Source organism: Streptomyces minutiscleroticus (assembly GCF_014650875.1).
In the GTDB taxonomy this organism is placed as follows: Bacteria; Actinomycetota; Actinomycetes; order Streptomycetales; family Streptomycetaceae; genus Streptomyces; species Streptomyces minutiscleroticus.
This window is the reverse complement of sequence record NZ_BMVU01000004.1, coordinates 246,384-272,695: the sequence shown is the minus strand read 5'-3', so window position 1 is coordinate 272,695 and position 26,312 is coordinate 246,384. Positions and strand designations below refer to the sequence as shown.

22 protein-coding genes are annotated in these 26,312 nt (G+C 74.8%); 11 read left to right on the top strand and 11 right to left on the bottom strand.

What is annotated here, in order from left to right:
* Nucleotides 1-17: 17 nt before the first annotated feature.
* Nucleotides 18-314, bottom strand: coding sequence for a DUF2530 domain-containing protein (locus IE271_RS08390; RefSeq protein WP_190189547.1), 297 nt, complete (start codon nucleotides 312-314; stop codon nucleotides 18-20).
* Nucleotides 315-580: 266 nt separating this feature from the next.
* Here IE271_RS08390 and IE271_RS08385 point away from each other — a divergent pair, with 266 nt between their 5' ends.
* Nucleotides 581-2,032, top strand: a complete 1,452-nt coding sequence (locus IE271_RS08385; RefSeq protein ID WP_190189546.1) for an NCS2 family permease — start codon at nucleotides 581-583, stop codon at nucleotides 2,030-2,032.
* A gap of 6 nt (nucleotides 2,033-2,038) precedes the next feature.
* Here IE271_RS08385 and IE271_RS08380 read toward each other — a convergent pair whose 3' ends face one another.
* Nucleotides 2,039-2,317: a BrnA antitoxin family protein gene (locus IE271_RS08380; protein ID WP_229919195.1), complete on the bottom strand. Its 279-nt coding sequence runs from the start codon at nucleotides 2,315-2,317 to the stop codon at nucleotides 2,039-2,041.
* A 143-nt stretch (nucleotides 2,318-2,460) separates the two neighbouring features.
* On the opposite strand from IE271_RS08380, the gene IE271_RS08375 reads away from it, so the two are divergent.
* From IE271_RS08375 to thpR, 3 genes are all read left to right on the top strand, one after another.
* Nucleotides 2,461-2,898 (top strand): MarR family winged helix-turn-helix transcriptional regulator, encoded by a 438-nt coding sequence (locus IE271_RS08375; RefSeq protein ID WP_190189545.1) that lies wholly within the window; start codon nucleotides 2,461-2,463, stop codon nucleotides 2,896-2,898.
* 451 nt (nucleotides 2,899-3,349) lie between these two features.
* Entirely contained in the window at nucleotides 3,350-4,618 is a 1,269-nt protein-coding gene (locus IE271_RS08370; RefSeq protein WP_190189620.1) for an MFS transporter, read from the top strand.
* Nucleotides 4,619-4,741: 123 nt separating this feature from the next.
* A complete protein-coding gene (thpR, locus tag IE271_RS08365; protein WP_190189544.1) occupies nucleotides 4,742-5,320 on the top strand; it encodes an RNA 2',3'-cyclic phosphodiesterase in 579 nt (192 codons plus the stop codon).
* Between the two features lie 240 nt (nucleotides 5,321-5,560).
* On the opposite strand, the gene IE271_RS08360 is transcribed toward thpR, so the two are convergent.
* Nucleotides 5,561-6,553, bottom strand: a complete 993-nt coding sequence (locus IE271_RS08360; protein WP_190189543.1) for an aldo/keto reductase — start codon at nucleotides 6,551-6,553, stop codon at nucleotides 5,561-5,563.
* A gap of 129 nt (nucleotides 6,554-6,682) precedes the next feature.
* Complete coding sequence (locus IE271_RS08355; RefSeq protein ID WP_190189542.1) at nucleotides 6,683-7,360, bottom strand: GDSL-type esterase/lipase family protein; 678 nt, start codon at nucleotides 7,358-7,360, stop codon at nucleotides 6,683-6,685.
* A gap of 123 nt (nucleotides 7,361-7,483) precedes the next feature.
* Here IE271_RS08355 and IE271_RS08350 point away from each other — a divergent pair, with 123 nt between their 5' ends.
* Nucleotides 7,484-8,476, top strand: coding sequence for a WD40 repeat domain-containing protein (locus tag IE271_RS08350; protein WP_190189541.1), 993 nt, complete (start codon nucleotides 7,484-7,486; stop codon nucleotides 8,474-8,476).
* 98 nt (nucleotides 8,477-8,574) lie between these two features.
* Here IE271_RS08350 and serC read toward each other — a convergent pair whose 3' ends face one another.
* The 7 genes from serC to IE271_RS08315 form a co-directional block, all read right to left on the bottom strand.
* Nucleotides 8,575-9,693: a phosphoserine transaminase gene (serC, locus tag IE271_RS08345; RefSeq protein ID WP_190189540.1), complete on the bottom strand. Its 1,119-nt coding sequence runs from the start codon at nucleotides 9,691-9,693 to the stop codon at nucleotides 8,575-8,577.
* 202 nt (nucleotides 9,694-9,895) lie between these two features.
* On the bottom strand, nucleotides 9,896-11,179 hold the full coding sequence (locus tag IE271_RS08340; RefSeq protein WP_190189539.1) for a cytochrome P450 family protein: 1,284 nt from the start codon (nucleotides 11,177-11,179) through the stop codon (nucleotides 9,896-9,898).
* Nucleotides 11,176-12,399, bottom strand: a complete 1,224-nt coding sequence (locus IE271_RS08335; RefSeq protein WP_190189538.1) for a cytochrome P450 — start codon at nucleotides 12,397-12,399, stop codon at nucleotides 11,176-11,178. The genes IE271_RS08340 and IE271_RS08335 overlap by 4 nt, the downstream gene beginning before the upstream one ends.
* The gene (locus IE271_RS08330; protein WP_190189537.1) at nucleotides 12,396-13,040 is read right to left on the bottom strand and encodes a GTP-binding protein; all 645 of its coding nucleotides are present in this window, start codon (nucleotides 13,038-13,040) and stop codon (nucleotides 12,396-12,398) included. Before IE271_RS08330 ends, IE271_RS08335 begins: the two co-directional genes overlap by 4 nt.
* Entirely contained in the window at nucleotides 13,021-13,377 is a 357-nt protein-coding gene (locus IE271_RS08325; protein ID WP_190189536.1) for a DUF742 domain-containing protein, read from the bottom strand. The genes IE271_RS08330 and IE271_RS08325 overlap by 20 nt, the downstream gene beginning before the upstream one ends.
* Nucleotides 13,374-13,784 carry a roadblock/LC7 domain-containing protein gene (locus IE271_RS08320; protein ID WP_190189535.1) on the bottom strand — a complete coding sequence of 137 codons (411 nt, stop codon included), beginning with the start codon at nucleotides 13,782-13,784 and terminating at the stop codon, nucleotides 13,374-13,376. The genes IE271_RS08325 and IE271_RS08320 overlap by 4 nt, the downstream gene beginning before the upstream one ends.
* Nucleotides 13,781-15,601, bottom strand: a complete 1,821-nt coding sequence (locus IE271_RS08315) for an ATP-binding protein (RefSeq protein WP_190189534.1) — start codon at nucleotides 15,599-15,601, stop codon at nucleotides 13,781-13,783. The genes IE271_RS08320 and IE271_RS08315 overlap by 4 nt, the downstream gene beginning before the upstream one ends.
* Before the next feature lie 271 nt (nucleotides 15,602-15,872).
* Here IE271_RS08315 and IE271_RS08310 point away from each other — a divergent pair, with 271 nt between their 5' ends.
* The 6 genes from IE271_RS08310 (at nucleotide 15,873) to IE271_RS08285 (ending at nucleotide 26,276) form a co-directional block, all read left to right on the top strand.
* Nucleotides 15,873-18,746 (top strand): FAD-binding and (Fe-S)-binding domain-containing protein, encoded by a 2,874-nt coding sequence (locus IE271_RS08310; RefSeq protein ID WP_190189533.1) that lies wholly within the window; start codon nucleotides 15,873-15,875, stop codon nucleotides 18,744-18,746.
* A 255-nt stretch (nucleotides 18,747-19,001) separates the two neighbouring features.
* Complete coding sequence (locus IE271_RS08305) at nucleotides 19,002-19,967, top strand: EamA family transporter (protein ID WP_190189532.1); 966 nt, start codon at nucleotides 19,002-19,004, stop codon at nucleotides 19,965-19,967.
* Nucleotides 19,968-20,210: 243 nt separating this feature from the next.
* Nucleotides 20,211-21,092 (top strand): TIGR03084 family metal-binding protein, encoded by an 882-nt coding sequence (locus IE271_RS08300; RefSeq protein ID WP_190189531.1) that lies wholly within the window; start codon nucleotides 20,211-20,213, stop codon nucleotides 21,090-21,092.
* The gene (locus IE271_RS08295) at nucleotides 21,092-22,819 is read left to right on the top strand and encodes an acyclic terpene utilization AtuA family protein (RefSeq protein WP_190189530.1); all 1,728 of its coding nucleotides are present in this window, start codon (nucleotides 21,092-21,094) and stop codon (nucleotides 22,817-22,819) included. Before IE271_RS08300 ends, IE271_RS08295 begins: the two co-directional genes overlap by 1 nt.
* Nucleotides 22,816-24,414, top strand: coding sequence for an acyl-CoA carboxylase subunit beta (locus IE271_RS08290; RefSeq protein WP_190189529.1), 1,599 nt, complete (start codon nucleotides 22,816-22,818; stop codon nucleotides 24,412-24,414). The genes IE271_RS08295 and IE271_RS08290 overlap by 4 nt, the downstream gene beginning before the upstream one ends.
* 8 nt (nucleotides 24,415-24,422) lie before the next feature.
* The gene (locus IE271_RS08285; protein WP_190189528.1) at nucleotides 24,423-26,276 is read left to right on the top strand and encodes an acetyl/propionyl/methylcrotonyl-CoA carboxylase subunit alpha; all 1,854 of its coding nucleotides are present in this window, start codon (nucleotides 24,423-24,425) and stop codon (nucleotides 26,274-26,276) included.
* Nucleotides 26,277-26,312 lie beyond the last annotated feature (36 nt).

The following is a 26,312-nucleotide window of genomic DNA, read 5'->3' as shown; positions in this document are numbered from 1 at the left end:
CCCCCGTACGGGTCGGCTCAGCGCCTCGCCGACGGATCGCCGGCGTCCGCCGCGGGCGCGGCCGCCCGCGCCGCCGCGTCGCGCTTGATGGCCGCGTCCCGCTTGCGCACGTACCAGACGCCGACGAGCCCGAGCCCGCCGCCGGCCAGGCAGGTCCACACCCACCACAGGTGGCCGTGGTCGTCGAACCAGCCGTAGAAGGGCAGCTGCACCAGGAAGAGGACGAACCAGAGGATCGTGCCGCCGGTGATGGTGGCGACGACGGGGCCCTCCAGGGGCTCCGGCGCCTCGTGCTTCGGGGTCCACTTCGCCATGCGCACAGCTTACGAGGGCCCTTCGCGCGGGCCGTCCGCGCGGTCCGCGTACGCGCGTGAACGATCACGCCGCCTGTCCGGTTCCCAGGTCTACGCGCGGAGATGGCATTTTGCGCCTCATATGTTCATACTGAAACAGTCTGAGTATGGCCGCTTATGTTCGTAGGAAACGCCAACAGTGACCCGGGGAGTCCTGGGCGGTGGGCGGACACGGGCCGTACCGGACCACAGATCGTCCCCGCACCCGCACCCGTTTGAGGACCCGCATGTCCACCTCGGCCGTCGCCAAGGCCCCCGTCCCCGAGCAGCCGGAACCCCGGCCCGCGTACGGCGCGCTCGACCGCTACTTCAAGATCTCCGAGCGCGGCTCCACGGTCGGGCGCGAGATCCGTGGCGGCTTCGCCACGTTCTTCGCGATGGCCTACATCATCGTGCTCAACCCGATCATCCTCGGCAGCGCCAAGGACATGTACGGGCACCAGCTCGACAACGGCCAGCTGGTCACCGCCACCGCGCTGACCGCCGCCTTCACCACGCTCCTCATGGGCGTCATCGGCAACGTGCCGATCGCCCTGGCCGCCGGCCTCGGCGTGAACACGGTCGTCGCCCTCCAGCTCGCCCCCCGGATGTCCTGGCCGGACGCCATGGGCATGGTCGTGCTCGCGGGCTTCGTCGTGATGCTCCTGGTCGCCACGGGCCTGCGGGAGCGCGTGATGAGCGCCGTGCCGCTCGGTCTGCGCAAGGGCATCGCCATCGGCATCGGCCTGTTCATCATGCTGATCGGCCTCGTCGACTCCGGCTTCGTCTCGCGCATCCCGGACGTCGCGCAGACCACCGTGCCGCTCCAGCTCGGCGGCACCGGTCACCTCACCGGCTGGCCGGTCCTGGTCTTCGTCCTCGGCACGCTGCTCACGCTGGCGCTGATCGTCCGCAAGGTGCCGGGCGCGATCCTGATCTCGATCGTCGCCATGACCGCCGTCGCGCTGGTCGTCAACGCGGTCGCGGACGTCCCGTCCTGGGGCCTGACCACCCCGACGTGGCCGGGCAACCCGTTCTCGACGCCCGACTTCGGACTGGTCGGCCAGGTCAGCCTGTTCGGCGGCTTCGGCAAGGTCGGCGTCCTGACCGGCGTCCTGTTCGTCTTCACCGTGCTGCTGTCCTGCTTCTTCGACGCCATGGGCACGATCATGGGCATCGGCGACGAGGCCAAGCTGACCGACTCCGACGGCCGGATGCCCGGCATGAACAAGGTCCTCTTCGTCGACGGCATCGCGGTCGCCGCGGGCGGCGCCACGTCCTCCTCGGCGACCACCTGCTTCGTGGAGTCCACGGCGGGCGTCGGCGAGGGTGCGCGCACCGGCCTCGCGAACGTGGTCAGCGGCCTGCTCTTCGCCGTCGCGCTGTTCCTCACCCCGGTCGCCACGATGGTGCCGTCCCAGGCGGCCACGCCCGCGCTGGTCGCGGTGGGCTTCCTGATCCTGTCCGGCTCGATCCGGGAGATCGACTGGGCGGACCCCACGATCGCGATCGCGGCCTTCGTGACGATGCTGATGATGCCGTTCACGTACTCGATCACCAACGGCATCGGCATGGGCTTCATCACCTTCGCGGTGCTGCGCCTGGCGGCCGGCCGCGGCCGCGAGGTCCCGGCCGCGCTGTACGTCGTCTCGGCGGTCTTCGCCTTCTACTACCTGATGCCGGCGCTGGGCCTGACCTGATCCCGGTCACCGACGCCCGCGGCCGGTCCCGAGGGGCCGGCCCGGTCCCGGGGGAGGGGGGCGGTCGAGGGCCTCGGCCGGCCGCGCCCCGTCCGGCCGCGGCCCGCCGGACTCGTAGAACCTCTCCGTCTCCTCGACGGCGGTCCTGAACCGTTCGTCGAAGTCGTCCCGCATGAGCGTCCGGGCCACGTAGTCCTGGACGCTCATGCCTCTTTTCGCCGCCCGGTCCCGGAGCCGGTCGAGCAGCTCTCCGTCGATGCGCAGGCTGAGCACGCTGGTCCCCATGGTCACGAGGGTCGCCGCCGCCGGCCGGACCGGAGGTCGCTTTTCGGCGATGACTCACTCGTACGGGTGACGAGTGGTGTCAGTGGCGGGAGTCACGGGCATCCCGGTAGTCCTTAGTTTGAGTAATGAGTTACGCTAAAGACATGCCGGACCTCACCCATGGCGACGACGCCGCCGCCGTGAACTCCCTGCGCTCCGCGGTCATGCGGTTGTCCCGTCGGCTCAAGCACCAGCGGGTCGACGAGTCCCTGAGCCCCACCGAGATCTCGGTGCTGGGCACCCTCGCCCGCTGCGGCACGGCCACCCCGGGCGAGCTGGCCCGCAAGGAGCACGTGCAGCCGCCCTCGATGACCCGCATCGTCGCGCTGCTGGAGTCCAAGGGCCTGGTCCGCCTCGAGCCGCACCCCGAGGACCGGCGCCAGAAGGTCGTCACGCAGACCGAGCAGGCGGAGGCCATGCTGGAAGAGAGCCGCCGCAAGCGGAACGCGTGGCTGGCCGGCCTGGCCGAGGGGCTCGACGAGGACGAGTGGGCCAAGCTGCGCGCGGCCGCGCCCGTCCTGGAGAAGCTGGCTCACCTGTAAGCAGCGGTCGGCGCACCGCACCACATCCGCAGGGGACGACGACGTCCCCCGACCGCCTAGGAGGCGAGCCCTTTTGAGTACGGGAACCGGAGCAGCTTCCGCACCCGCACCAGCCACCCACGACTCCCCGCCCGCCGCCTCGACCGCCGCCGTCCGCGACACCGCCGTCGCCCCCGGCGCCGCGGACCGCTCCACCGGTGCGCCGCACGCCACCGCCGAGGAGCCCACCGCTTCCGCGCGGCCCTCCACCGCCGCGCACCCCTCCGCCGCCGAGGAGCCCGCGACACCCGCGGCTCCCGCGTACCCCGCCGCCGTCGAGCCCGCCGCTCCCGCGCACTCCTCCGCCTCCGGGCGGGACGGTGCCTCCGCCGCGTCCCCCGCCGTCGGCGGGACCCGCGCCGCGGGCCCGGCCGCCTCCGGGCCCGGCCCCGCGCAGCGCGAGAAGGCATCGATGTTCCGCTCGCTGCGGGTCCGCAACTACCGCCTCTTCTTCCTCGGCCAGGTCGTCTCCAACACCGGCACCTGGATGCAGCGCATCGCCCAGGACTGGCTGGTGCTGAGCCTGACCGGGTCCTCCACCGCCGTCGGCGTCACCACGGCGCTGCAGTTCCTGCCGATGCTGCTGTTCGGCCTGTACGGCGGCGTGCTCGTGGACCGGCTGCCCAAGCGGCCGACCCTGCTGGCCACGCAGTCCGCGATGGCCCTCACCGGCCTCGCGCTGGCCGCCCTCACCCTCACCGGGCACGTCGAGGTCTGGCACGTGTACGTCGCCGCCTTCGCGGTCGGCCTCGCCACGGTCGTCGACAACCCGGCCCGGCAGTCCTTCGTCTCCGAGATGGTCGGCCCCGACCAGCTGCAGAACGCGGTCAGCCTGAACTCCGCCAACTTCCAGTCCGCCCGGCTCGTCGGCCCCGCGGTGGCCGGTCTGCTGATCACGGGCGTGGGCACGGGCTGGGCGTTCCTGCTGAACGGCCTGTCGTTCGTGGCGCCCCTCGCCGCCCTGCTGATGATGCGCGGCCGCGAGCTGTACCCGGCCCGGCGCACCCCGCGCGGCAAGGGCCAGCTGCGCGAGGGCCTGCGCTACGTGGCCGGCCGCCCCGAACTGGTCTGGCCGATCGTCCTGGTCGGCTTCATCGGCACCTTCGGCTTCAACTTCCCCGTCTGGCTCTCGGCCTACGCGGACGACGTCTTCCACGCGGGCGCCGGCGCGTACAGCCTCTTCAACACGCTGATGGCGGTGGGCTCCGTGGCCGGCGCGCTGCTGGCCGCCCGCCGCGGCACGGCGCGCATGCGGCTGCTCGTCGTCGCCGCCCTCGCCTTCGGCGTCCTGGAGGTCGTGGCCGCGCTGGTGCCGTCCTTCTGGCTGTTCGCGCTGCTCATGGTGCCGATCGGGGTCTTCGGCCTGACGATCAACGTCACCGCGAACACCTCGGTCCAGATGGCCACCGACCCGGCCATGCGCGGCCGCGTCATGGCGCTGTTCATGATGGTCTTCATGGGCGGTACGCCGCTGGGCGCGCCCCTGGTCGGCTGGGTCACCGACGCCTTCGGCGCCCGGGCGGGCTTCGCCGTCGGCGGCCTCGTCTCGACGCTGGCCGCGGTGGTGGTCGGCCTGGTGCTGGCCCGCGTCGGCGGCCTGCGGCTGTCGGTGGGCTGGAACCACGGCCACCCGCACGTGCGGTTCGTCCCCCGCGAGCGACGACTGGCGACGGCGGCCTGACCCGCGGGAGCGACGGCCGCCCGGCTTCGTGGACCGGCTGCACGGATCAGTCGTGGCCGTCCCGCCCCGTGGGCCGGTCGTGGTCGTGCCGGTGCCGGAGGCGGCTCTGCCAAGCTGGGCGGCATGAGACTCTTCGCCGCCGTGCTGCCGCCGCCGGACGTGACGGACGAGCTCGCCGCGGCGGTGGCCCGGGCGCGGCGGCTGCCCGGCGCCGACGGCCTGCGCTGGACCGGCCGGCCCGGCTGGCACCTCACGCTCGCGTTCTACGGGGAGGTCGGCGAGGAGGCCGTCGCGCCGCTCGCGGAGCGGCTGGCCCGGGCCGCCCGGCGCACGGACCCCTTCGAGCTGGCCCTGCGCGGCGGCGGCGCCTTCGGCGGCCGCGCGCTGTGGACCGGCGTCACGGGCGACGTACCGGCCCTGCGGCTGCTGGCCGGGCGGGCGGAGGCGGCGGCCCGCAGGGCGGGCCTGCCGATGGAGGAGCACCGGCGCTACCGGCCGCACCTGACGCTGGCCCGCGCCCGCGGCCGCGACCGGGCGGTGGACCTCGCGCCGTTCACGGCCGCGCTGGACGCCTTCGCCGGGCGCTCCTGGACCGTGCGCGAGCTGTCCCTGGTGCGCAGCAACCTGCCCGGCCCGGGTGTGCCGGGGGAGGGGCCGCGCTACGAGACCTTCGCCGAACGGGCCCTCGGGACCGGTGGCTGAGAGCGGCCGGTTAGGCTCGACGACGTGGACCCGAAGACCCGTAACCGGATCATGGCCGGTGTGCTCGTGCTGATGTTCGTCGTGGTGGCGCTGGCGGCGGCGGTCGGCAAGTAGGCCCCTGCCGCCCCCGCCGCGCGCCGTGCCGGGTGCCGCCCGGACCCTCTCGTGTCCGCGCGGCACCGGACGCCCGTCACGTCACCGGGCGGCCGTCCCCCGGCGCGCCGGGGGACGGCGCGCACCTCACCAGGCGAACGCCTCCGGGGACGGCCCCGGACCCGGGAAGATCTCGTCGAGCCCGGTCAGGACCTCCTCCGACAGCTCCAGCTCGACCGCCCGCAGCGCGGACGCGAGCTGCTCGGCGGTGCGCGGGCCGACGATCGGGCCGGTGACGCCCGGCCGGGTCAGCAGCCAGGCCAGCGCGGCCTCGCCGGGCTCGAGCCCGTGCTTCTCCAGCAGGTCCTCGTACGCCTGGATCCGCGCGCGCCCCGCCGGGTCGGCGAGGGTGTCGGCGGCGCGGCCCGACGCGCGGCGCCCGCCCTGGGCCTCCTTCTTGAGGACGCCGCCGAGCAGCCCGCCGTGCAGCGGCGACCAGGGGATGACGCCGAGGCCGTACTCCTGGGCGGCCGGGATGACCTCCATCTCGGCGTGGCGCTCGGCGAGGTTGTACAGGCACTGCTCGCTGACGAGGCCGATGGTGCCGCCGCGCCGGGCGGCGATCTCGTTGGCCTGGGCGATCTTGTAGCCGGGGAAGTTGCTCGAACCGGCGTAGAGGATCTTGCCCTGCTGCACCAGCACGTCGATGGCCTGCCAGATCTCCTCGAAGGGAGTGTCCCGGTCGACGTGGTGGAACTGGTAGACGTCGATGTAGTCGGTCCGCAGCCGCTTCAGGCTGGCCTCGACGGCCCGCCGGATGTTCACGGCGGAGAGCTTGTCGTGGTTGGGCCAGACCTCGCCGTCGGCGCCCATGTTGCCGTACACCTTGGTGGCGAGGACGACCTTGTCGCGCCGGTCGCCGCCCTGGGCGAACCAGTCGCCGATGATGCTCTCGGTGCGGCCCTTGTTCTCGCCCCAGCCGTAGACGTTGGCCGTGTCGAAGTAGTTGATGCCCGCGTCGAGGGCCGCGTCCATGATCGCGTGGCTGTCGGCCTCGTCGGTCTGCGGTCCGAAGTTCATCGTCCCGAGGACGAGCCGGCTGACCTTGAGTCCTGTGCGTCCGAGCTGCGTGTACTTCATGGTCCACAGCCAACGCGTTGGAGTGCGCTCCAGGCAACACCCCGCGCCCCGCGCGTCCCGTACGGGGCGCGGGCGGTTCAGCCGCGGGGGAAGGCGGCCGCGCGGTACAGCGACACGCACGGTGACCGGTCACGGACGGGTGTACGGACCGCCCAGGTCCCATGCCTGGTACATGGCCTGTGCGAACGCCGCCGCCAGCTTGTGCTCGCCGGAGGCGTTCGGGTGCGTGCCGTCGTAGGTGTCGAGGTCGATGTCGTACGACTCGGGGACGGAGGCCACCAGGAGCGGGGAGGCCGGGTCGTCCAGGTCGGTCGCGGCCTTGGCGAGGAGCTCGTTGAAGGCCGTCACCTCCGCCGCGAACGCCGGCTCCGAGCGGGCCCGGACGTTGTGGATCACGGGGAGCAGGACCATGTGGACGCGGGGGTTCGCCGTGCGGGCGGACGCGACGAAACGGCGCACGTTGTCCGCGGTCTGCCGGGCGTCGGTGTAGAAGCCCAGGTCGATCAGGCCCAGGGAGACCAGCAGCACGTCGGCGCGGGTGGCGCGGACCGCGTCGGCGACCAGCGGGGCCAGGTGGTGCCAGCCCTCGCCCCAGCCGGCGAGGTGGCCGCGGGGGAAGTCCGGCTCGGCGTACGCGTACGAGGACGGCTCCTCGGCGACCTTGTCGTAGACCGTCTCGCGCGGTCCGACGAAGGTGAACGGGCCGCCGTAGGTGTCCCGCAGGTGCTCCCAGAGCCGGTGGCGCCACGTGTGCTCACCCGCGCTCCCGATGGTCATGGAGTCGCCGACGGGCATGAATCTGAGCATCCGCTCATCATCCTCGATCACCGCCCCGGACGCGAAGTGACACCGGCCACCCGCCCCGGCCCCGACGCCTGCTCCGCCCCGGCCCCCGGCCGGAACTCCCGGCGGGGATGGCAGGCTTGGGGCATGCGCCGTTCGCTGCCGTTCCTCGCCGGGGCCGCCCTCGCCGTCGCGCTGAGCGCGCCCGCCACCGCCGTCGCCGCCGACGACGGCTCGGACGGGTTCACGATCGAGGACCCCCGGATCACCGAGTCCAGCGGCCTGGCCGCCTCCCGCGCCCACCCGGGTATCTACTGGACCCACAACGACAGCGACGACGGCCCGTACCTCTACGCCGTCGACGGCCGCACCGGGAAGACGGTCGCCACCGTCACGATGACGGGCGTCGGCGACCCCCGGGACGTGGAGGCGATATCCCTCGGCCCGGACGGCGCCCTCTACGTCGGCGACATCGGCGACAACCTGAACGGCTCCTGGGACCACGTCTGGATCTACCGGGTGCCCGAGCCGGAGGAGCTGAAGGACCAGACGGTCCGCGCCACGCAGTACGTCGTGCGGTACGCGGACGGCGCCCGCGACGCCGAGTCGCTGATGGTGCACCCGAAGACTGGCCGGGTGTACATCGTCTCGAAGAACGAGGACGGCGGCGGCCTCTACGAGGGCCCCGCCGAGCTCTCCGCCTCCGGCGCCAACGTCTTCCGGCGCGTCGCGGAGATCGGCCTGTGGGCCACCGACGCCGCGTTCTCCCCTGACGGCAGGCAGCTCGCGGTGCGCGGCTACTTCGGCGGCATCGCGTACGACTGGAACGACGGGAGTCCGAAGCGGCGGGGCCGGCTGAACGTGCCGCTCCAGCCGCAGGGCGAGTCCCTCACCTACACCCCGGACGGCTCCACGCTCCTGTACGGCAGCGAGGGCGAGCGCAGCTCGGTGCGGCCCGAGGCGGCACCGGGGGCGGAGGGGAAGGAGGACGGCGGGCCGGCCTCGAACGGCGGCACGTCGGCGGCGGACGGCGACGGCGCGGGCGACGGCCCCACCGCCCGCCTCGGGACCGGCGCCCTCGTCCTGCTCGCGGCCCTCGCCGCGGTCTTCGGCCTCAGGCGCCTGCTGCGCCGGAACTGACCGGCACGGGGACGGCCGCCCGGTTCCCGCCCGTACGCGACGGCGCCCGGCATCCCCCGCGTACGGGGATGCCGGGCGCCGTCGTGCGCGGAAGGGGACTACAGGCGCTCGATGACGTGGTCGACGCACTTGGTGAGGGCCTCGACGTCCGCCGGGTCGATCGACGGGAACATCGCGACGCGCAGCTGGTTGCGGCCCAGCTTGCGGTACGGCTCGGTGTCCACGACGCCGTTGGCGCGCAGCACCTTGGCGACGGCGGCCGCGTCGATCTCGTCGGTGAAGTCGATCGTGCCGATGACCTGCGAGCGCTTGGCCGGGTCCGTCACGAACGGGGTCGCGTACTTCGACTCCTCGGCCCAGCCGTACAGGGTGCGCGCCGAGGCGGCCGTGCGCCGCACCGACCAGTCGAGGCCGCCCTGGCCGTTGATCCACTCCAGCTGCTCGTTGAGCAGGAACAGGGTGGCGAGGGACGGGGTGTTGTACGTCTGGTTCTTGCGGGAGTTGTCGATCGCCGTGGGCAGCGAGAAGAACTCCGGGACGTGGCGGCCCGAGGCGTGGACGCGCTCGGCGCGCTCGATCGCGGCGGGGGAGAAGACGCCGATCCACAGGCCGCCGTCGGAGGCGAAGGACTTCTGCGGGGCGAAGTAGTAGACGTCCGTCTCGGCGACGTCGACCGGGAGGCCGCCCGCGCCGGAGGTGGCGTCGACCAGGACGAGGGCGCCCTCGTCGGCACCGGCCACGCGCTTGACCGGCATCGCGACACCGGTGGAGGTCTCGTTGTGCGTGAGGCCGTAGACGTCGACGCCCGCCTCGGCGGACGGCTCGGGGTGCGTGCCCGGGTCGGAGGCGATCACGGTCGGCTCGGCCAGCCAGGGGGCCAGCTTCGCGGCCTTGGCGAACTTGGAGGAGAACTCGCCGAAGGTCAGGTGCTGCGACTTGTTCTCGATCAGTCCGTGGGTCGCGACGTCCCAGAAGGCGGTCGAGCCGCCGTTGCCGAGGACCACCTCGTAGCCGTCGGGCAGCGAGAACAGCTCGCGGATGCCCTCGCGCACCTTGCCGACCAGGTTCTTGACCGGGGCCTGGCGGTGGGAGGTGCCCATGAGGGACGTACCGGTGGCGGCCAGCGCGTCCAGCGCTTCCGTCCGCACCTTGGAGGGACCCGCGCCGAAACGACCGTCCGCGGGCTTGATGTCAGCAGGAATCTGGATCTCAGCCACGACCGGGAGCCTAGCCGTTCCGCGAAACCCGGGCGAAACGTCGTCCGGCGGCTGAGACGCCGGACGGCGCACGGCGGACACCGGGGTGCCCCGGGCACCGCGGCCCCGTTCCGTCCCGTGCCCGCCGCTCCCGCCCCACGCGTCACGCGACGGGCCGGGGCGGCGGGGGCGGGAAAGACCGGCCGCCGTCCGGGACCCGCGGCTACCCCCGCAGCCGCACCGGCAGCTCGAACAGGTCGTTCTGCGTCACCACCGGCTTGTTGCGGAGCTCGCTCGCCGGGACCGCCAGGTCGAGCGACGGGAACCGGGCGTACAGCGCGGGCAGCGCCACCCCCGCCTCCAGCCGGGACAGCGCGGCCCCCGGGCACACGTGCGGCCCGTACCCGAAGGAGATGTGCCGCCCGGCGGTGGTCCGCGTGATGTCGAAGTCCCCCGCCGACGGCCCGTGCGCCTGCTCGTCCCGCCCGATCGCCCCGTACGAGACGATCAGCGCCTCCCCGGCGGGCAGCACCTTGTCCCCGACGGGCACGTCCTCCGTCGCGAACCGGATCAGCACGTGGGACGTCGGCGTCGAGTGCCGCAGCGTCTCCTCGACCACCGCCGACCACTCGGCCTCCCCGGCGAGCACCATCGCCCGCTGCTCGGGATGGGTCGAGAGGTTGACCACCGCGTTCACGATGAGGGAGATCGTCGTCTCGTGGCCCGCCGCCACGATGAGCTGGAGCGTGGAGACGATCTCCTGGTCGGTGAGCCGGTCCCCGTTCTCGGAGGCGGCGATCAGCGCGGAGGTCAGGTCGTCGCCGGGCGTCACCCGCTTCTCCGCCACCGTCGCCGTCATCATCCCGGCCAGCTCGGTGAGCGTCGCGACGACCTGCTCCGGCGGCGTCTGCGTGGAGAAGAACGCCTCGAAGAGCTCCTTCAGCCGCGGCAGCCGGTCCTCCGCGATCCCCATCAGATCCGCGATCACGTACATGGGCAGCGGGTAGGCGTACTCCGCCTTGAGGTCCACGACGTCGCCCGTGGTGTCCGCCAGCCGGTCCAGCAGTCCTTCGGTCAGCTCCGTGATCCGCTCGCGCATCCGCTCCACCCGCCGCGGGGTGAGCGCCTGAGCGACCAGCGTGCGCAGCCGCCGGTGGTCCGCGCCGTCCACCGTCAGCATGGAACGTCCCGGGTTGACCAGCCCGATCAGCGGCCAGTCGGGGGCTATCTCCCCGCGCTGCCAGGCGCCCCAGACGTTGATGTCCTTCACGATCCTGGGGTCCGTCAGCAGCTGTCTCGCCTCGGCGTGGTGCGTGACCGCCCACACGGGCACGCCGCCCGGCAGCTCCACGGCGGCCAGCGGCCCCGCGGCCCGCAGCGCGGCGCTCTCGCCGTCGAGGTCGGAGACGAAGGGGTCGAGCACGATCGGGGCGGTCGGCGTACCCGCGGCGGACCCTGCCGGGCACGCCGGTTCCGCCGTGTCCGTCGCACCGGTTTCAGCCGTCATGCGAACGTGCCTCCAAGGACGGGGGTCGGGGTGAACGTCACCGGCAGCTCCGTCAGGCCGCGCAGCCACGGCGACGGGCGCCGCGTCAGGGACTCGGCCGGTACCGCCAGGTCGATGTCGGGCAGCCGGTCCAGAACGACCTCGATCCCCGTACGGGCGATGACCTCGGCGATCTCCTGCGCCGGGAACGGGCACCGGTGCTCCCCGTGGCCGAAGGAGAAGTGCGCGGCGTTGCCACCGGTCAGGGCCGAGGAGTCGGTGCGCACCAGGGGATCGGAGTTGGCGCCCTGCAGGCCGAGCACCACCATGTCGCCGGCGCGGAGGCGGTGGCCGCCGAGCTGGGTGTCGCGGGTGACCCAGCGGCCCGCCACCTTACGGGTGGGGGTGTCCTCCCACAGCACCTCGTTCATGGCCTCGGCGATGCTGTTGCGGCCACCGAACAGGGAGGCCGCGAACCGCTCGTCCGTCAGCATCAGCCGCAGCGAGTTGCCGATCCAGTCGGCGGTCGGCTGGTGCCCCGCCGTGATCATCACCATCAGGTCCTGGACGATCTCGTCCTCGGTGAACCCGGAGGTGTCGGCGAGCATCCGGGACGCCACGTCGTCGGCCGGCGCGGCCTTCCGCTCGGCCACCAGCCGCGTCATGGAGGCGAACAGGTGCTGCTGGCCCGCGATCGCCCGCTCCCGGCCGTCGACCAGGTCGTTCATGGCGGTGACCAGGTCCGGGCCCTCGTCGTCGGCGAAACCGAACAACTGGGCCAGGACGCGCACCGGCAGCAGCATCGCGTACTCGGCGATGAGGTCGGCGCCGCCCTTGAGGCTGATGTTGTCGATCAGTTCGTCGGCGAACCGCTCGGAGTGCCCGCGCAGTTCGGCCGGGTCGACGCCGTTCAGCGCGTTGCCGAGCATGGCGGCCCGCTCGCGGTGCCGCTCCCCGACGGTGTACAGGATCGACGGCTGCTTGTGGCCGATCATCGGGCGCAGCGGCCAGTCCTCGGGGATGTTCACCCACTGGTTCCACAGGTCGGAGTCGCGGCTGAACAGCGCCGGGTCCCCGGTCACCTGGTGCAGCTCGCGGTAGCCGATCACCAGCCAGGCGGGAACGTCGCCGTCGAGCAGCACCGGCACCACGGCGCCGTGCTCGCGCCGCAGCTCCCGGTACAGCCGGGCCGGGTCCTGCTGGAACCGGGTACCGCTGAGAGGTACGGGGGCGGAGGTCACACCAGCTCCTGACGGGAGGCTCGGGCGGGGGCGGCGGGACGGGTACCGGCACCGGCACCGGCGTACAGCGCCGCGACGTGCTCGACGAGCGTGATCAGGACCAGCTTGCTGGACTCGCGGGAGCGTGCGTCGCAGCGCACGAGCGGGACGTGCGGGTCCAGGTCGAGGGCCTCGCGGATCTGCTCCGGGGCGAACTCCGGGCCGCCGAAGTCGTTGCAGGCGACGACGAACGGCGTGCCGTGCTTCTCCAGGCGGTCGATGGCGTACCAGGAGTCGTCGATCCGCCGGGTGTCGACGAGCACGACCGCGCCCAGCGTCCCGGAGAACAGGCGGTCCCACAGGAACCAGAAGCGCTGCTGGCCGGGCGCGCCGAACAGGTACAGCACGTTGCGCGCGTCGAGCGTGATGCGGCCGAAGTCGAAGGCGACCGTGGTGGCGGTCTTGGCGCCCACGCCGGTGAGATCGTCGACGGACGCGCCGGCCTGGGTCATCGTCTCCTCGGTGTTGAGGGGACGGATCTCGCTGACCGAGCGGACCAGCGTGGTCTTGCCGACGCCGAAGCCGCCCACGACCACGATCTTGAGGCCGTTGTCGGCCGACGCGCCGAGCGGCGCGCTCGCTCTAGAGGTTGCGGAGTCCAACGAGCACCTGCTCCAAGATGTCGAGGTCGGGTACGGCTTCCCGGCGTGGGTGGCGGGCGCTGACGCGGCCCGCGTCGAGGAGGTCGGTCAGCAGGATCTTGGTGATGGAGACCGGCAGCCGCAGTTCGGCGGCGATCTCCACGACCGCCGTGGGACGTTCGGTCATCCGCAGGATCGCCGCGTGCTCCGACTGCATGCCGGGGGCCGGGTCGCACTCGGCGACGACGAGGGTCACCAGGTCGAAGGGGCTGTTCTCCCCCGAGCGGCTGCGTCCTCCGGTGAGGGTGTAGAGGCGGTCCGGGGAGTCGTCCCTGCCGGGCCTGCCGGGCCCGCTCATGACGATGTGCGGGGCCGGGCCGTCAGATGCTCGCCGAGCTGCTCGACGAGTTCGCTCATGTTGTGGCCGACGAGTCCGGCGTCCGCGTCCTCGGTGGTGACCACGGCCAGGTGGGCGCCCTCGCCCGCCTCGACGATGAACAACACCCCGCCGTAGAACTCGGTCATGGCCGACCGGACGCCGCCGGTGCCGTCGCCGAACTCCACCGACGCGCCGTGCGAGAGGGACTGGATGCCGGCCGCGATCGCGGCGAGCTGGTCGGCCTGGTCCGCGGAGAGCTCCGGCGTACGGCACAGTTTCAGGCCGTCACGGGACAGCACGAGCGCGTGCCGCGCGCCCGGGGTGCGCTGCAGCAGGCTCTCTATGAGCCATGTGAGCTTGTCGTCGGCGGTCGTCGTGCCGGTCATGAGGTGGGGTCGCCTTCCGGGTGAGGGTGCGGGTGCGAGGGGGCCGGTGCTGTCGGCGCGGTGCCGGCCGCACCGGAGTCGGGTGCGTGGCCGTCCGGAGCCGGTCCGGAGGCCGGTCCCGGGCCGGACACGTCGCCGCCCGGAGCCGGCCCGGCCGTGCCCCGGGCCGTACCGGACGGTTCGGGGGTGCCGCGCACGGCCTGCCGGAAGCTGCCGAAGCGGGCGGCGCGCGTCCTCGTCTCCTCGGGGGTCGGCGCGGGGCGCTGCGGGGCGGAACGGTTCGCCGAACGGGCGCGCTCGGCCTCGGCGAGGGTGCGCCCGCGGCGGCGCCTGGGCAGCGCGTCCGCGTCCGGGGAGGCCGGGGAGGGGGCGGGGGACTCGTGCGTGGGCTCGGGGCCGGGGTCCGCGCCGGTTCCGGCGGGCGCCGCGGCGCGGGCGGTCCCGGCGGCCTGCTCCGGGGCCGCGGCCGGGGAGGCGCCGCGGCGGCGCGGGAGCTCCGGCGCCGGGGACGCCGCGGACGGGAGCGCGCGGGCGGCCGGGGCCGCCTGCACGGCGGCGGGGCCGGCCGGGGCCGCCGAGCCGTCCCGCGCGACGAGGATGTCCTGCGGGACGAGCATCAGCACGCCCGTGCCGCCGCGGGCCGACGGGCGGAAGGAGACCTTGAGGCCGTACCGCCGCGCCAGCCGGCCGACCACGGCGAGGCCGAGCCGGGTGCCGGTCAGGCCGCCGAACCCGGTGCCCTCGCCGGAGACCGCCCGCTCGGCGCGGCGCAGCTGGGCCTCGCCCATCACCAGACCGCTGTCCTCGACGGAGACGATGGCGCCGGCCGGCACCTCCTCCACGTAGACGTGCACCTCCGCGGTCGGCGGGGAGAAGTTGGCGGCGTTGTCGAGGAGTTCGGCGAGCGCGTGCATCACGGCCTCGGCGGCGTGCCCGGCGACGGCGGCGCCGCTGGTGGAGTGGACGCGTACGCGCTGGTAGCCGTTGATCCGGCCCATGGCGCCGCGCAGGATGGACTCCATGCCGATCGGCCGGGCCCAGCGGCGGCCCGAGCGGGCCCCCGTCAGGACGGCGACGGAGTCGGCGAGGCGGCCGGCCTGGGCGGTGCGGTGGTCGAGGTGGAGGAGGTCGGCGAGCACGTCCTCGTCGGAGTGCCGCTCCTCCATCGCGCGCAGGTCCGCGAGCATCCCGGTGGCCAGGGCCTGCATGCGCCCGGCCGCGTTGGCGGTGGCGGAGACGGCGGCGGAGCGCAGGGACTCGGCCTCGCGCAGCCTCGCGGCCAGCCGGGCGTTCTCCTCGGTGAGCCGGGCGCGCTCCGCGGCGTGCCCCTCGGCGAGGCGGGCGCTTTCCGCCGCGTGCTCGTCGGCCAGCCGGGCGCTTTCCGCGGCGTGCTCCTCGGTGAGGCGGGCGCGTTCGGCGGCGAGGGACTCGGCGAGTCGGGTGCGCTCGTGGTCCAGCTCGGCCGTCAGGCGGGTCCGCTCCCGGTCCAGTTCGCCGGTGAGCCGGATGCGCTCCTGGCGCGTCTCCTCCGCGAACCGGGCCCGTTCCTGCAGCGCGCGGCTCAGGTCCTGGGTGACGGACTCCAGCCGGTGGCGGACCGCCCGGGCCGACAGGACGCCGTGCACGGCCACGGCGACGGCCGCGCACAGCAGCAGGCCGGCCGCGCTGCCGCCGAGGGCGAGGGGCACGCGCACGGAGTCCGGCGCGACGACGACCGCGCAGGCCACCGCGAGTGCCGCCGGTACCGCGGTGAGGACGAGGGCGGGCAGGAGGCCGCGCAGGGAAGGCCGTTCGCCGGAAGGCGTGGGGGAGGTCATCAATGAGGTCCTCGGTCGGTTCCGCGGGCGTTCACCGTGGTCTGGGGTGGCCCTCGGGGCGGGTCCTTGGTCTGTTTCCGGCTCACTTCTGCAGACGAGAGCCGTTACCTTTGCGCACCTGGCGGTCACTATATGAGACTTTGCGATCGCGTTGGGAAGACCCCAGTCACCTTTCTTAATATCTGAGCACAGATGTAACTACTGGAACAGGAACCCGGGTTGAGCGGAGTGACCGAAAGCGGCCCCTCCCGCGGCGAGGCATGCTGAGGGCATGACGGAACTCCGGGAACCGCGGACCGGACCGCGGGCCGAGGTGCGGGCCGCGCTGCGGGCGGCCGTGCGGGGCGAGGTCGACTTCGGCCCGACCGCGCGGGCGCTCACGACCATGGACGCCTCCAACTACCGCCGGGTCCCGCTCGGCGTGGTCGCCCCCGCGGACGCGGACGACGTGGCGGCGGCCCTGTCCGTGTGCCGGGAGCACGGGGTCCCGGTGGTGGCCCGCGGCGGGGGCACGTCGATCGCGGGCCAGGCCACGGGCACGGGCGTCGTCCTGGACTTCACCCGGCACATGAACCGGGTCCTCTCGCTCGACCCCGCCGGGCGCCGCGCCGTCGTCCAGCCGGGCCTGGTCCTGGACCGCCTCCAGGAGGCCGCCGCCCCGCACGGGCTGCGCTTCGGCCCCGACCCGTCCACCCACGGCCGCTGCACGCTCGGCGGAATGATCGGCAACAACTCCTGCGGCTCCCACTCGGTGGCCTGGGGCACGACCGCCGACAACGTGGCGGAGCTGTCGGTGATCGACGGCGGGGGCCGCGCGCTGCGCCTCGGCCGGAACTGGGCGGGTGCCCCGGAAGGTCTTCGCCCGCTCGTGGAAACGGCGTTGGGGCCCCTGCGCACGGGCTTCCCGTCGCTCCCGCGACGCATCTCCGGCTACGCGCTCGACGCCCTGCTCCCCGAGAACGGCGCGGACGTGGCCCGCTCCTTCTGCGGCTCCGAGGGCACGCTCGGCCTGCTGACGGAGGCGGTCGTGCAGCTCGTCGAGGCGCCGCGCGCGAAGGCGCTCGCCGTGCTGGGGTACGCGGACGAGGGCGCGGCGGCCGAGGCGGCGCCCGGCCTGCTGCCGCACGGCCCCCTGACGGTCGAGGGCATGGCCGCCGACCTGGTGCGCGGCGCCGCCGGCCTGCCGCGCGGCGGGGCCTGGCTGTTCGCCGAGACGGGCGGGGGGACGCCGGCCGAGGCCCGCGCGCGGGCCGACGCGCTGGTGCGCGCCGCCGACGCCGTCGACGCGCTCGTGGTCACCGACCCGGCCGCGCAGCGCGCCCTGTGGCGCGTCCGCGAGGACGCCGGCGGTACGGCGACCCGGATGCGGGACGGGGCGGAGGCCTGGCCCGGCTGGGAGGACTGCGCGGTGCCGCCCGCCCGGCTGGGCCCCTACCTGCGGGACTTCCGGGCGCTGCTCGCCGCCCACGGCCTGCGCGGCACCCCGTACGGGCACTTCGGGGACGGCTGCATCCACGTGCGGATCGACTTCGACCTGGTCACGGACGCGGGCGTGGCCCGCTTCCGGCGCTTCTCCGAGGAACTGGCCGACCTGGTCGTCTCCCACGGCGGCTCGCTCTCCGGCGAGCACGGCGACGGCCAGGCCCGCGCCGAGCTGCTGCCGCGGATGTACGGCCCCGAACTGACCGGCCTCTTCGAGCGGGTGAAGGGCGTCTGGGACCCGGACGACCTGCTCAACCCCGGGATGCTGGTGCGGCCCGCGCCGCTCGACGCGAACCTCCGCTTCGCCGTCCTGCCCCGCGAGCCGGTCGACGTGGCCTTCGGCTACCCGCGGGACGGCGGCGACTTCGCGGCGGCGGTGCGCCGCTGCGTGGGCGTCGCCAAGTGCCGTACGCGGACGGCACCGGACGGCGGCGTCATGTGCCCCTCCTTCCGCGCGACCGGCGAGGAGGAGCACTCCACGCGCGGCAGGGCCCGGCTGCTGCACGAGATGCTGGCGGGCGGGGTCGTGACGGACGGCTGGCGCTCGGAGGAGGTCAGGGACGCCCTGGACCTGTGCCTGTCCTGCAGGGGCTGCCGCTCCGACTGCCCGGTCGGCGTCGACATGGCCACGTACAAGGCGGAGTTCCTGCACCACCACTACGCGGGCCGCAGGCGCCCGGCCGCGCACTACGCCATGGGGTGGCTGCCGCTGTGGCTGCGGACGGCCGCGCGCCTGCGCCTCGCCCGCCCGCTCAACGCCCTCGCCTCCGTACGGCCCCTCGCCCGCCGGGCCAAGCGCCTCGGCGGCGTCGCGGCCGAGCGGGAGCTCCCGGAGCTGGCCCGGCGGACGTTCCGGACGTGGTTCACCCGCAGGTCCGGGGCGGCCGGGGCGGCGGGCGGCCAGGACCGGGCGGCGCTCCTGCTGTGGCCGGACACGTTCACCGACCACTTCTCGCCCTCGGTCGGCCGGGCGGCCGTCCGCGTCCTCGAAGCGGCCGGGCAGCGCCCCGGCCTGCCCCCGGACGGCGTCTGCTGCGGCCTGACGTACGTCTCCACCGGCCAGCTCGACCGGGCCCGCGCGGTCCTGCGCCGCACGCTGGACCTGATGGAGCCCCACCTCGGCCGCCCGGTCGTCGTCCTCGAACCGAGCTGCGCCGCGGCCCTGCGCGCCGACCTGCCGGAGCTCCTGCACGACGACCCCCGCGCCCGGCGCCTCGCCGACGCCGTGGTCACCTTCGCCGAGGCGCTGGAGAAGCACGCCCCGGACTGGGAGCCGCCCCGCCTGGACCGCCCGGCGGTCGGGCAGACCCACTGCCACCAGCACGCGGTCCTGGGCGACGCGGCCGAGCGCCGGCTGCGCGCGCGGGCCGGCCTCACCGGCGACCTGGCCGGCGGCTGCTGCGGCCTCGCGGGTAACTTCGGGTTCGAGCGCGGCCACTACGAGGTCTCGGTCGCTTGCGCACAGGAGCAGCTGCTGCCCGCGGTGCGCTCCGCCCCGGAGGGGGCCGTCGTCCTGGCGGACGGGTTCTCCTGCCGTACGCAGCTGGAGCAGCTGGGGGACCGGCGGGGCCGGCATCTGGCGGAGGTCCTGGCGGAGGCGCTGCCGGAACCGTCGCCCGCGCCGTCCTCCGCGCCGTCCTCGGGCCCGTCCCCGGACCTGTAGCCGGGTCCGCGGCCGGGGCGGGGCAGAGGAAGGGCGAGCGGGAACGGCGTTCGGGAGGCGGGGAGGCGTACAGGCGCGTCATAGTTGGACAGACCTGTCACGGTCCATTACTGCGTACCGTAGAGTGCATCCTGGTGGACGACGATCCGGACGCGGTGCCGCACCGAACCTCCTCGCACCGCACCGCATCGGCCGTCCGCCCGGTGGCGCCCCCGACGTCACCGCCGACCACGCCCCCTCTCCGGACGGACCCCCGTGAACCACTCCAGCGAACGCCCCTCACCGGCCACCACCGCCGCGACCGCGGCGGTCGCGTCGCCCGAGGCCGTCGCGGCCCGGCCCGGCCGGGGCCGGACCCCGGGCGCGCTCGGCCCCGTCGGGCTCGTGCTGGCCGGCGGGGTCTCCGTGCAGTTCGGCGGCGCGCTCGCGGTGAGCCTCATGCCGCGGGCCGGCGCCCTCGGCGTCGTCACGCTGCGGCTCGTCGTGGCGGCGCTCGTGCTGCTGGTGTTCTGCCGCCCCCGGCTGCGCGGGCACGCGCGCGCCGACTGGGGCACGGTGATCGCCTTCGGTCTCGCCCTGGCCGGCATGAACGCCCTCTTCTACCAGTCCGTGGCCCGCATCCCGCTCGGCCCCGCCGTCACCCTGGAGGTGCTCGGCCCGCTGGCGCTCTCGGTCCTCGCCTCGCGCCGCCTGGTGAACCTGCTGTGGGCCGGGCTCGCCCTCGCCGGGGTCTTCCTGCTCGGCGGCGGCCTCGGCGACCTCGACCCGGTGGGCATCGCCTTCGCGCTCGGGGCGGGCGCGATGTGGGCGGCGTACATCGTCTTCAGCGCGCGGACGGGGCGCCGCTTCCCGCAGGCCGACGGCCTGGCCCTGGCGATGGCGGTCGGGGCGGTGGTGATCCTGCCGCTGGGCGCCGTGGAGTCGGGCGCCGACCTGCTGTCCCCGGCCACGCTCGCGCTGGGCGCCGCGGTGGCCCTGCTGTCGTCCGTGCTGCCGTACACCCTCGAACTGCTCGCCCTGCGCAGGCTGCCCGCCTCCACCTTCGCGGTCATGATGAGCCTGGAGCCCGCGCTCGCGGCGACGGCCGGGTTCCTGGTGCTCGGCCAGGCCCTGAGCGCGGTCGAGGCGCTGGCGATCGTGCTGGTCGTCGCGGCGAGCATGGGGGCGGTACGGACGCAGGCGCGCGGCGGCGCGGGCGGCGGGGCGAAGAAGACCGGCTGACCCGGCCGACCGGGCCGACTCGGTCGACCCGGCGGCCTGACCGGCCGGCTGACCCGGCCCGTACGGGCCCCGGCGCGCGGGCTTCCGTACGGGGCTCCGTGCGGAACGGGTGCTTCGCACGGGACGGGATCTCGTACGGGACGGGATCTCGTACGGCCGAAAAATCATGCAAGCACGCTTGCTTGTTTTCTGCCCGGCTGGGATGCTCCCGGACACGTCGTCGTCCCCCGAGGGGAGCGCACCGTGTCCGATCCGTCGGCCGTCGTGGACGATCTGCGGCGGGAGAGCGAGGAACTCGACGCCCTGGTGAGCGGGCTGGGCGAGGAGCGGTGGGCCCTCGCGACGCCCGCCGAGGGCTGGACCGTCGCCCATCAGATCGCCCATCTCGCCTGGACCGACCGCTCCGCGCTGCTGGCGGTGACGGACGCGGACGCCTTCGCGGAACTGGCCGAGGCGGCCCTGGCGGCGCCCGACCGGTTCGTGGACGAGGGGGCCGAGGAGGGCGCGGCCCTGCCGCCCGCCGAGCTGCTCGACCGGTGGCGGGCGGGACGAGAAACCCTGGAGCGGGCGCTGCGCGCGGCGCCCGCCGGGACGCGTTTCCCCTGGTACGGGCCGCCCATGTCGGCCGCCTCCATGGCCACCGCGCGGCTGATGGAGACCTGGGCGCACGGACAGGACGTGGCCGACGTGCTGGGCGTGGTGCGCGAGCCCACCGCGCGGCTGCGGCACGTGGCGCGCATCGGGGTGCGGGCGCGGGACTTCGCGTACGCGGTGCACGGCCTCGGCGCGCCCGCGGAGGAGTTCCGGGTCGAACTCGTCGCGCCGTCCGGGGAGGTGTGGGCGTACGGACCCGAGGACGCCGCCCAGCGCGTCACGGGGCCCGCGCTCGACTTCTGCCTGCTGGTCACCCGACGTGCGCATCGGGCCGACCTCGCCGTGCGCGCGCAGGGGCCGGACGCCGACCGGTGGCTGGACATCGCGCAGGCCTTCGCGGGACCGCCGGGAGCGGGGCGCCCGCCGAAGGGCGGCGCGTCGGAGGGCGGCCCACCGAAAGGCAGCGCGCCGGAGGACGGTGTGCCGAGGGACGGTGCTCCGGAGGGCGGCGCGTCGCAGGGCGGGGCCTGATGCCCGGGGCTCCCACCGGGGCCACGCCCCCCGCGGCCCCCTTGCGGATCGGCAACGCCTCCGGCTTCTACGGCGACCGCTTCGACGCGATGCGCGAGATGCTCACCGGCGGCCCCCTCGACGTCCTCACCGGCGACTACCTCGCCGAGCTCACCATGCTCATCCTGGGCCGCGACCGTCTGAAGGACCCCTCGCGCGGCTACGCGAAGACCTTCCTGCGGCAGCTGGAGGAGTGCCTGGGCCCGGCGCTCGACCGGGGCGTGCGGATCGTGGCCAACGCCGGGGGCCTGAACCCGGCCGGACTCGCGGACGCCGTACGGGAGCTGGCCGGGCGGCTCGGCCTGGCCGCGCGCGTCGCCCACGTCGAGGGCGACGACCTCGCCGCGCGCTTCCCCGGCACGCTCGCCGCGCACGCCTACCTCGGCGGCGAGGGCGTCGCGGCCTGCCTGCGCGCGGGCGCCGACATCGTCGTCACCGGGCGCGTCACCGACGCCGCGCTGGTCACCGGGCCCGCCGCCGCGCACTTCGGCTGGGGACGGGAGGACCACGACCGGCTGGCGGGCGCCGTCGTCGCCGGGCACGTGCTGGAGTGCGGCACCCAGGCCACCGGCGGCAACTACGCCCTCTTCACCGACCACGACCCGCGCCTGCTGCGCCGCCCCGGCTTCCCGCTCGCCGAGGTCCACGAGGACGGCTCGTGCGTCGTCACCAAGCACGAGGGCACGGGCGGCGTCGTGACCACCGGCACGGTCACCGCGCAGCTGCTGTACGAGACGGGCGGCGCCCGGTACGCGGGACCGGACGTCACCGCCCGGCTGGACACCGTACGGCTGAGCCAGGACGGGCCGGACCGGGTGCGGGTCGAGGGCGTGCGCGGCGAGCCCCCGCCCCCGACGCTCAAGGTCGGCCTCAACGCGCTCGGCGGCTTCCGCAACGAGGTCGTCTTCGTGCTCACCGGGCTCGGCGTCGAGGAGAAGGCCGCCCTGGTCCGGGAGCAGATGGAGGCCGCGCTGGACACGGCGGGGGCACGGCCCGCCGAGGTGCGCTGGGACCTGGCGCGCACCGACCACGCCGACGCCGCGAGCGAGGAGACCGCGAGCGCCCTGCTGCGGCTGGTGGTGCGGGACCGCGACCAGGAGGCGGTGGGGCGGGCGCTGAGCGGGGCCGCCGTCGAACTGGCCCTCGGCAGCTATCCCGGCTTCCACGTGCTCGCGCCGCCCGGGAGGGGCACGCCGTACGGGGTGTTCGAGGCGGCGTACGTCCCGCAGGACGCCGTCGGGCACGTGGCCGTCCTGCCCGATGGGCGCCGGGTCACGGTGCCCCCGCCGGGCGCCGTCCGCGCCCTGGAGGACGTCCCCGGGCCGCCGCCGCCCCCGCCGCCCGCGCCCGGCGCCCCCGTCCGCCGGGCGCCGCTCGGCCTGGTCGCCGGGGCCCGCAGCGGCGACAAGGGCGGCGACGCCAACGTCGGCGTCTGGGCCCGTACCGAGGACGCCTGGCCGTGGCTCGCGCACACCCTCACCGCCGACCGCCTGCGCGCGCTGCTCCCGGAGACGGCCGGCCTCAGGGTCGTACGCCACGTGCTGCCGAACCTGCGCGCGCTGAACTTCGTCGTCGAGGGGCTCCTGGGCGAGGGCGTCGCCGCGCAGGCCCGCTTCGACCCGCAGGCCAAGGGGCTCGGCGAGTGGCTGCGCGCCCGCCACCTGGACATACCGGAGGCACTGCTGTGACCGTCCTCGCGTCGGCCCTGGACACCCGGGGCCCCGACTTCGCCGCGAACCGCGACGCCATGCTCGCCAGGCTGGCCGAGCTCGACGCCGAGCACGCCAAGGCCCTGGCGGGCGGCGGCGAGAAGTACGTCGAGCGGCACAGGAGACGCGGCAAGCTGCTCGCCCGCGAGCGGATCGAGCTGCTCCTGGACCCCGACACGCCCTTCTTGGAGCTGTCGCCGCTGGCCGCCTGGGGCAGCGACTACGCGGTCGGCGCCTCGCTGGTCACCGGCATCGGCGTCGTCGAGGGCGTGGAGTGCCTGATCACGGCCAACGACCCGACCGTGCGCGGCGGGGCCAGCAACCCCTGGACCCTGAAGAAGGCGCTGCGGGCCAACGAGATCGCGTACGCCAACCGGCTGCCGTGCGTCAGCCTCGTCGAGTCCGGCGGCGCCGACCTGCCCTCGCAGAAGGAGATCTTCATCCCCGGGGGCGCCCTCTTCCGCGACCTGACGCGGCTGTCGGCGGCCGGCGTCCCGACCGTCGCGGTCGTCTTCGGCAACTCCACGGCCGGCGGCGCGTACGTCCCCGGCATGTCCGACCACGTGATCATGGTCAAGGAGCGCGCGAAGGTGTTCCTGGGCGGGCCGCCGCTGGTGCGGATGGCGACCGGGGAGGAGAGCGACGACGAGTCGCTGGGCGGAGCGGAGATGCACGCGCGCGTGTCGGGCCTCGCCGACCACTTCGCCGTCGACGAGCGGGACGCGATCCGCCGCGCCCGCCGGGTGGTCGCCCGCCTCAACCACCGCAAGGCGTACCCCGACCCGGGCCCGGCCGAGCCGCCGAAGTACGACGCGGAGGAGCTGCTGGGCGTCGTGCCGGGCGACCTGCGCACGCCGTTCGACCCGCGGGAGGTGATCGCGCGGATCGTCGACGGCTCGGACTTCGACGAGTTCAAGCCGCTGTACGGGCCGAGCCTGGTGACCGGCTGGGCGGAGCTGCACGGCTATCCGGTGGGGATCCTGGCCAACGCCCAGGGCGTGCTGTTCAGCCAGGAGTCGCAGAAGGCGGCCCAGTTCATCCAGCTCGCCGACCAGCGCGACGTCCCGCTGGTCTTCCTGCACAACACCACCGGCTACATGGTCGGCAGGGAGTACGAGCAGGGCGGGATCGTCAAGCACGGCGCCATGATGATCAACGCGGTGAGCAACAGCCGGGTGCCGCACCTGTCCGTGCTCATGGGCGCCTCCTACGGGGCCGGGCACTACGGCATGTGCGGGCGGGCGTACGACCCGCGCTTCCTGTTCACCTGGCCCAGCGCCAAGTCCGCCGTCATGGGACCGCAGCAGCTCGCGGGCGTCCTGTCGATCGTCGCCCGGCAGTCGGCCGCCGCGAAGGGGCAGCCGTACGACGAGGAGGCCGACGCGGCGCTGCGCGCCGTGGTCGAGCGGCAGATCGAGTCCGAGTCCCTGCCGATGTTCCTGTCCGGGCGGCTGTACGACGACGGGGTCATCGACCCGCGCGACACCCGCACCGTCCTCGGCCTGTGCCTGTCCGCCGTCCACACGGCGCCCTTCGAGGGCGCGCGCGGCGGCTTCGGCGTCTTCCGGATGTGAGGGGTCGCATGATTTCCGCGCTGCTGGTCGCCAACCGGGGCGAGATCGCCTGCCGTGTCTTGCGGACCTGCCGCGAGCTGGGCGTCCGGACGGTCGCCGTGCACTCCGACGCCGACGAGGACGCGCTGCACGTCCGCGAGGCCGACGCGGCGGTCCGCCTCCCCGGGGCGGCGCCCGCCGAGACCTACCTGCGCGGCGACCTGGTCGTGAAGGCCGCCCTGGACGCGGGCGCCGACGCCGTGCACCCCGGCTACGGCTTCCTGTCCGAGAACGCGGACTTCGCACGCGCGGTCCTCGACGCGGGCCTCGTCTGGGTCGGACCGCCGCCGGAGGCGATCGAGGCGATGGCCTCCAAGACGCGCGCCAAGGAGCTGATGGGGGTCGCGCCGCTGCGCGAGGTCACGGCCGCCGACCTCCCGGTGCTGGTCAAGGCCGCGGCGGGCGGCGGCGGGCGCGGCATGCGCGTCGTACGGGACCTGGCCGGGCTGGACGAGGAGCTGGCCGCCGCCCGCGCGGAGGCGGCGAGCGCCTTCGGGGACGGCGAGGTGTTCGTCGAGCCGTACCTGGAGGGCGGCCGCCACGTCGAGGTGCAGGTCCTCGCCGACGCGCACGGCACGGTGTGGACGCTCGGCACCCGCGACTGCTCGCTCCAGCGCCGCCACCAGAAGGTGGTCGAGGAGGCGCCGGCACCGGGTCTGCCCCCCGGACTCACCGACTCCTTGTACGCGGAGGCGGTCCGGGCCGCCCGCGCGACCTCCTACGTCGGCGCGGGCACGGTCGAGTTCCTGGTGGCCGGCGGCAGAGCGCACTTCCTGGAGATGAACACCCGCCTCCAGGTCGAGCACCCCGTCACCGAGGCGGTGTTCGGGATCGACCTCGTGGCGCTGCAGATCCGGATCGCCGAGGGCGCGCCCCTGGAGGGCGGGCCGCCGGCCCCGCGCGGGCACGCGGTCGAGGCCCGCCTGTACGCCGAGGACCCGGCGCGCGGCTGGGCCCCGCAGACCGGCACCCTGCACCGGCTCGCCGTCCCCGGCGGCGTCCGGCTCGACACCGGGTACGCGGACGGCGACCACATCGGCGTCCACTACGACCCCATGATCGCCAAGGTGGTCGCGCACGCCCCCACGCGCGCGGAGGCCCTGCGCAGGCTCTCCGGGGCCCTGGCCGGGGCCGCCGTGCACGGCCCCGCCACCAACCGTGACCTGCTCGTCCGCTCGCTGCGCCACCCGGAGTTCGCCGCGGGGCGCATGGACACCGGCTTCTACGACCGGCACCTGGCGGAGCTGACCGCGCCGGACCCGGACCCGTACGCTCCGCTGGCCGCCGCCCTGGCCGACGCGCACGGCCGGTCCCGCTTCGGCGGCTGGCGCAACCTCCCCTCCCTGCCGCAGACCAAGCGCTACCGCACCGAACCCGACGGCGCCGAGCACGAGGTCCGCTACCGCCACACCCGCGACGGCCTGGCCGCCGACGGCGTGCGCGTGGTGCGCGCCGACGCCTCCCGCGTCGTGCTCGAGGCGGCGGGCGTGCGCCGGACGTACGAGGTGAGCCGCTACGGCGACCGCGTCCACGTGAACGCCACCGCCCTCACCGCGCTGCCCCGCTTCCCCGACCCGGCCGCGCAGCGGGCGCCGGGCTCCCTCCTGGCCCCCATGCCGGGGACCGTCGTCCGCGTCGCCGACGGGCTCGCCCCCGGGACCGCCGTACGGGCGGGGGACCCCCTGCTGTGGCTGGAGGCGATGAAGATGGAGCACAGGATCACCGCTCCGGTCACCGGCACGCTGAGCGCCCTGCACGTGGAGCCGGGACAGCAGGTGGAGCCCGGCGCCCTGCTGGCGGTGGTGCAGGAGCCCCGGCACTAGGGCCGCGGGGCCGCACCGGCCCGCGGCCCCCCCCCC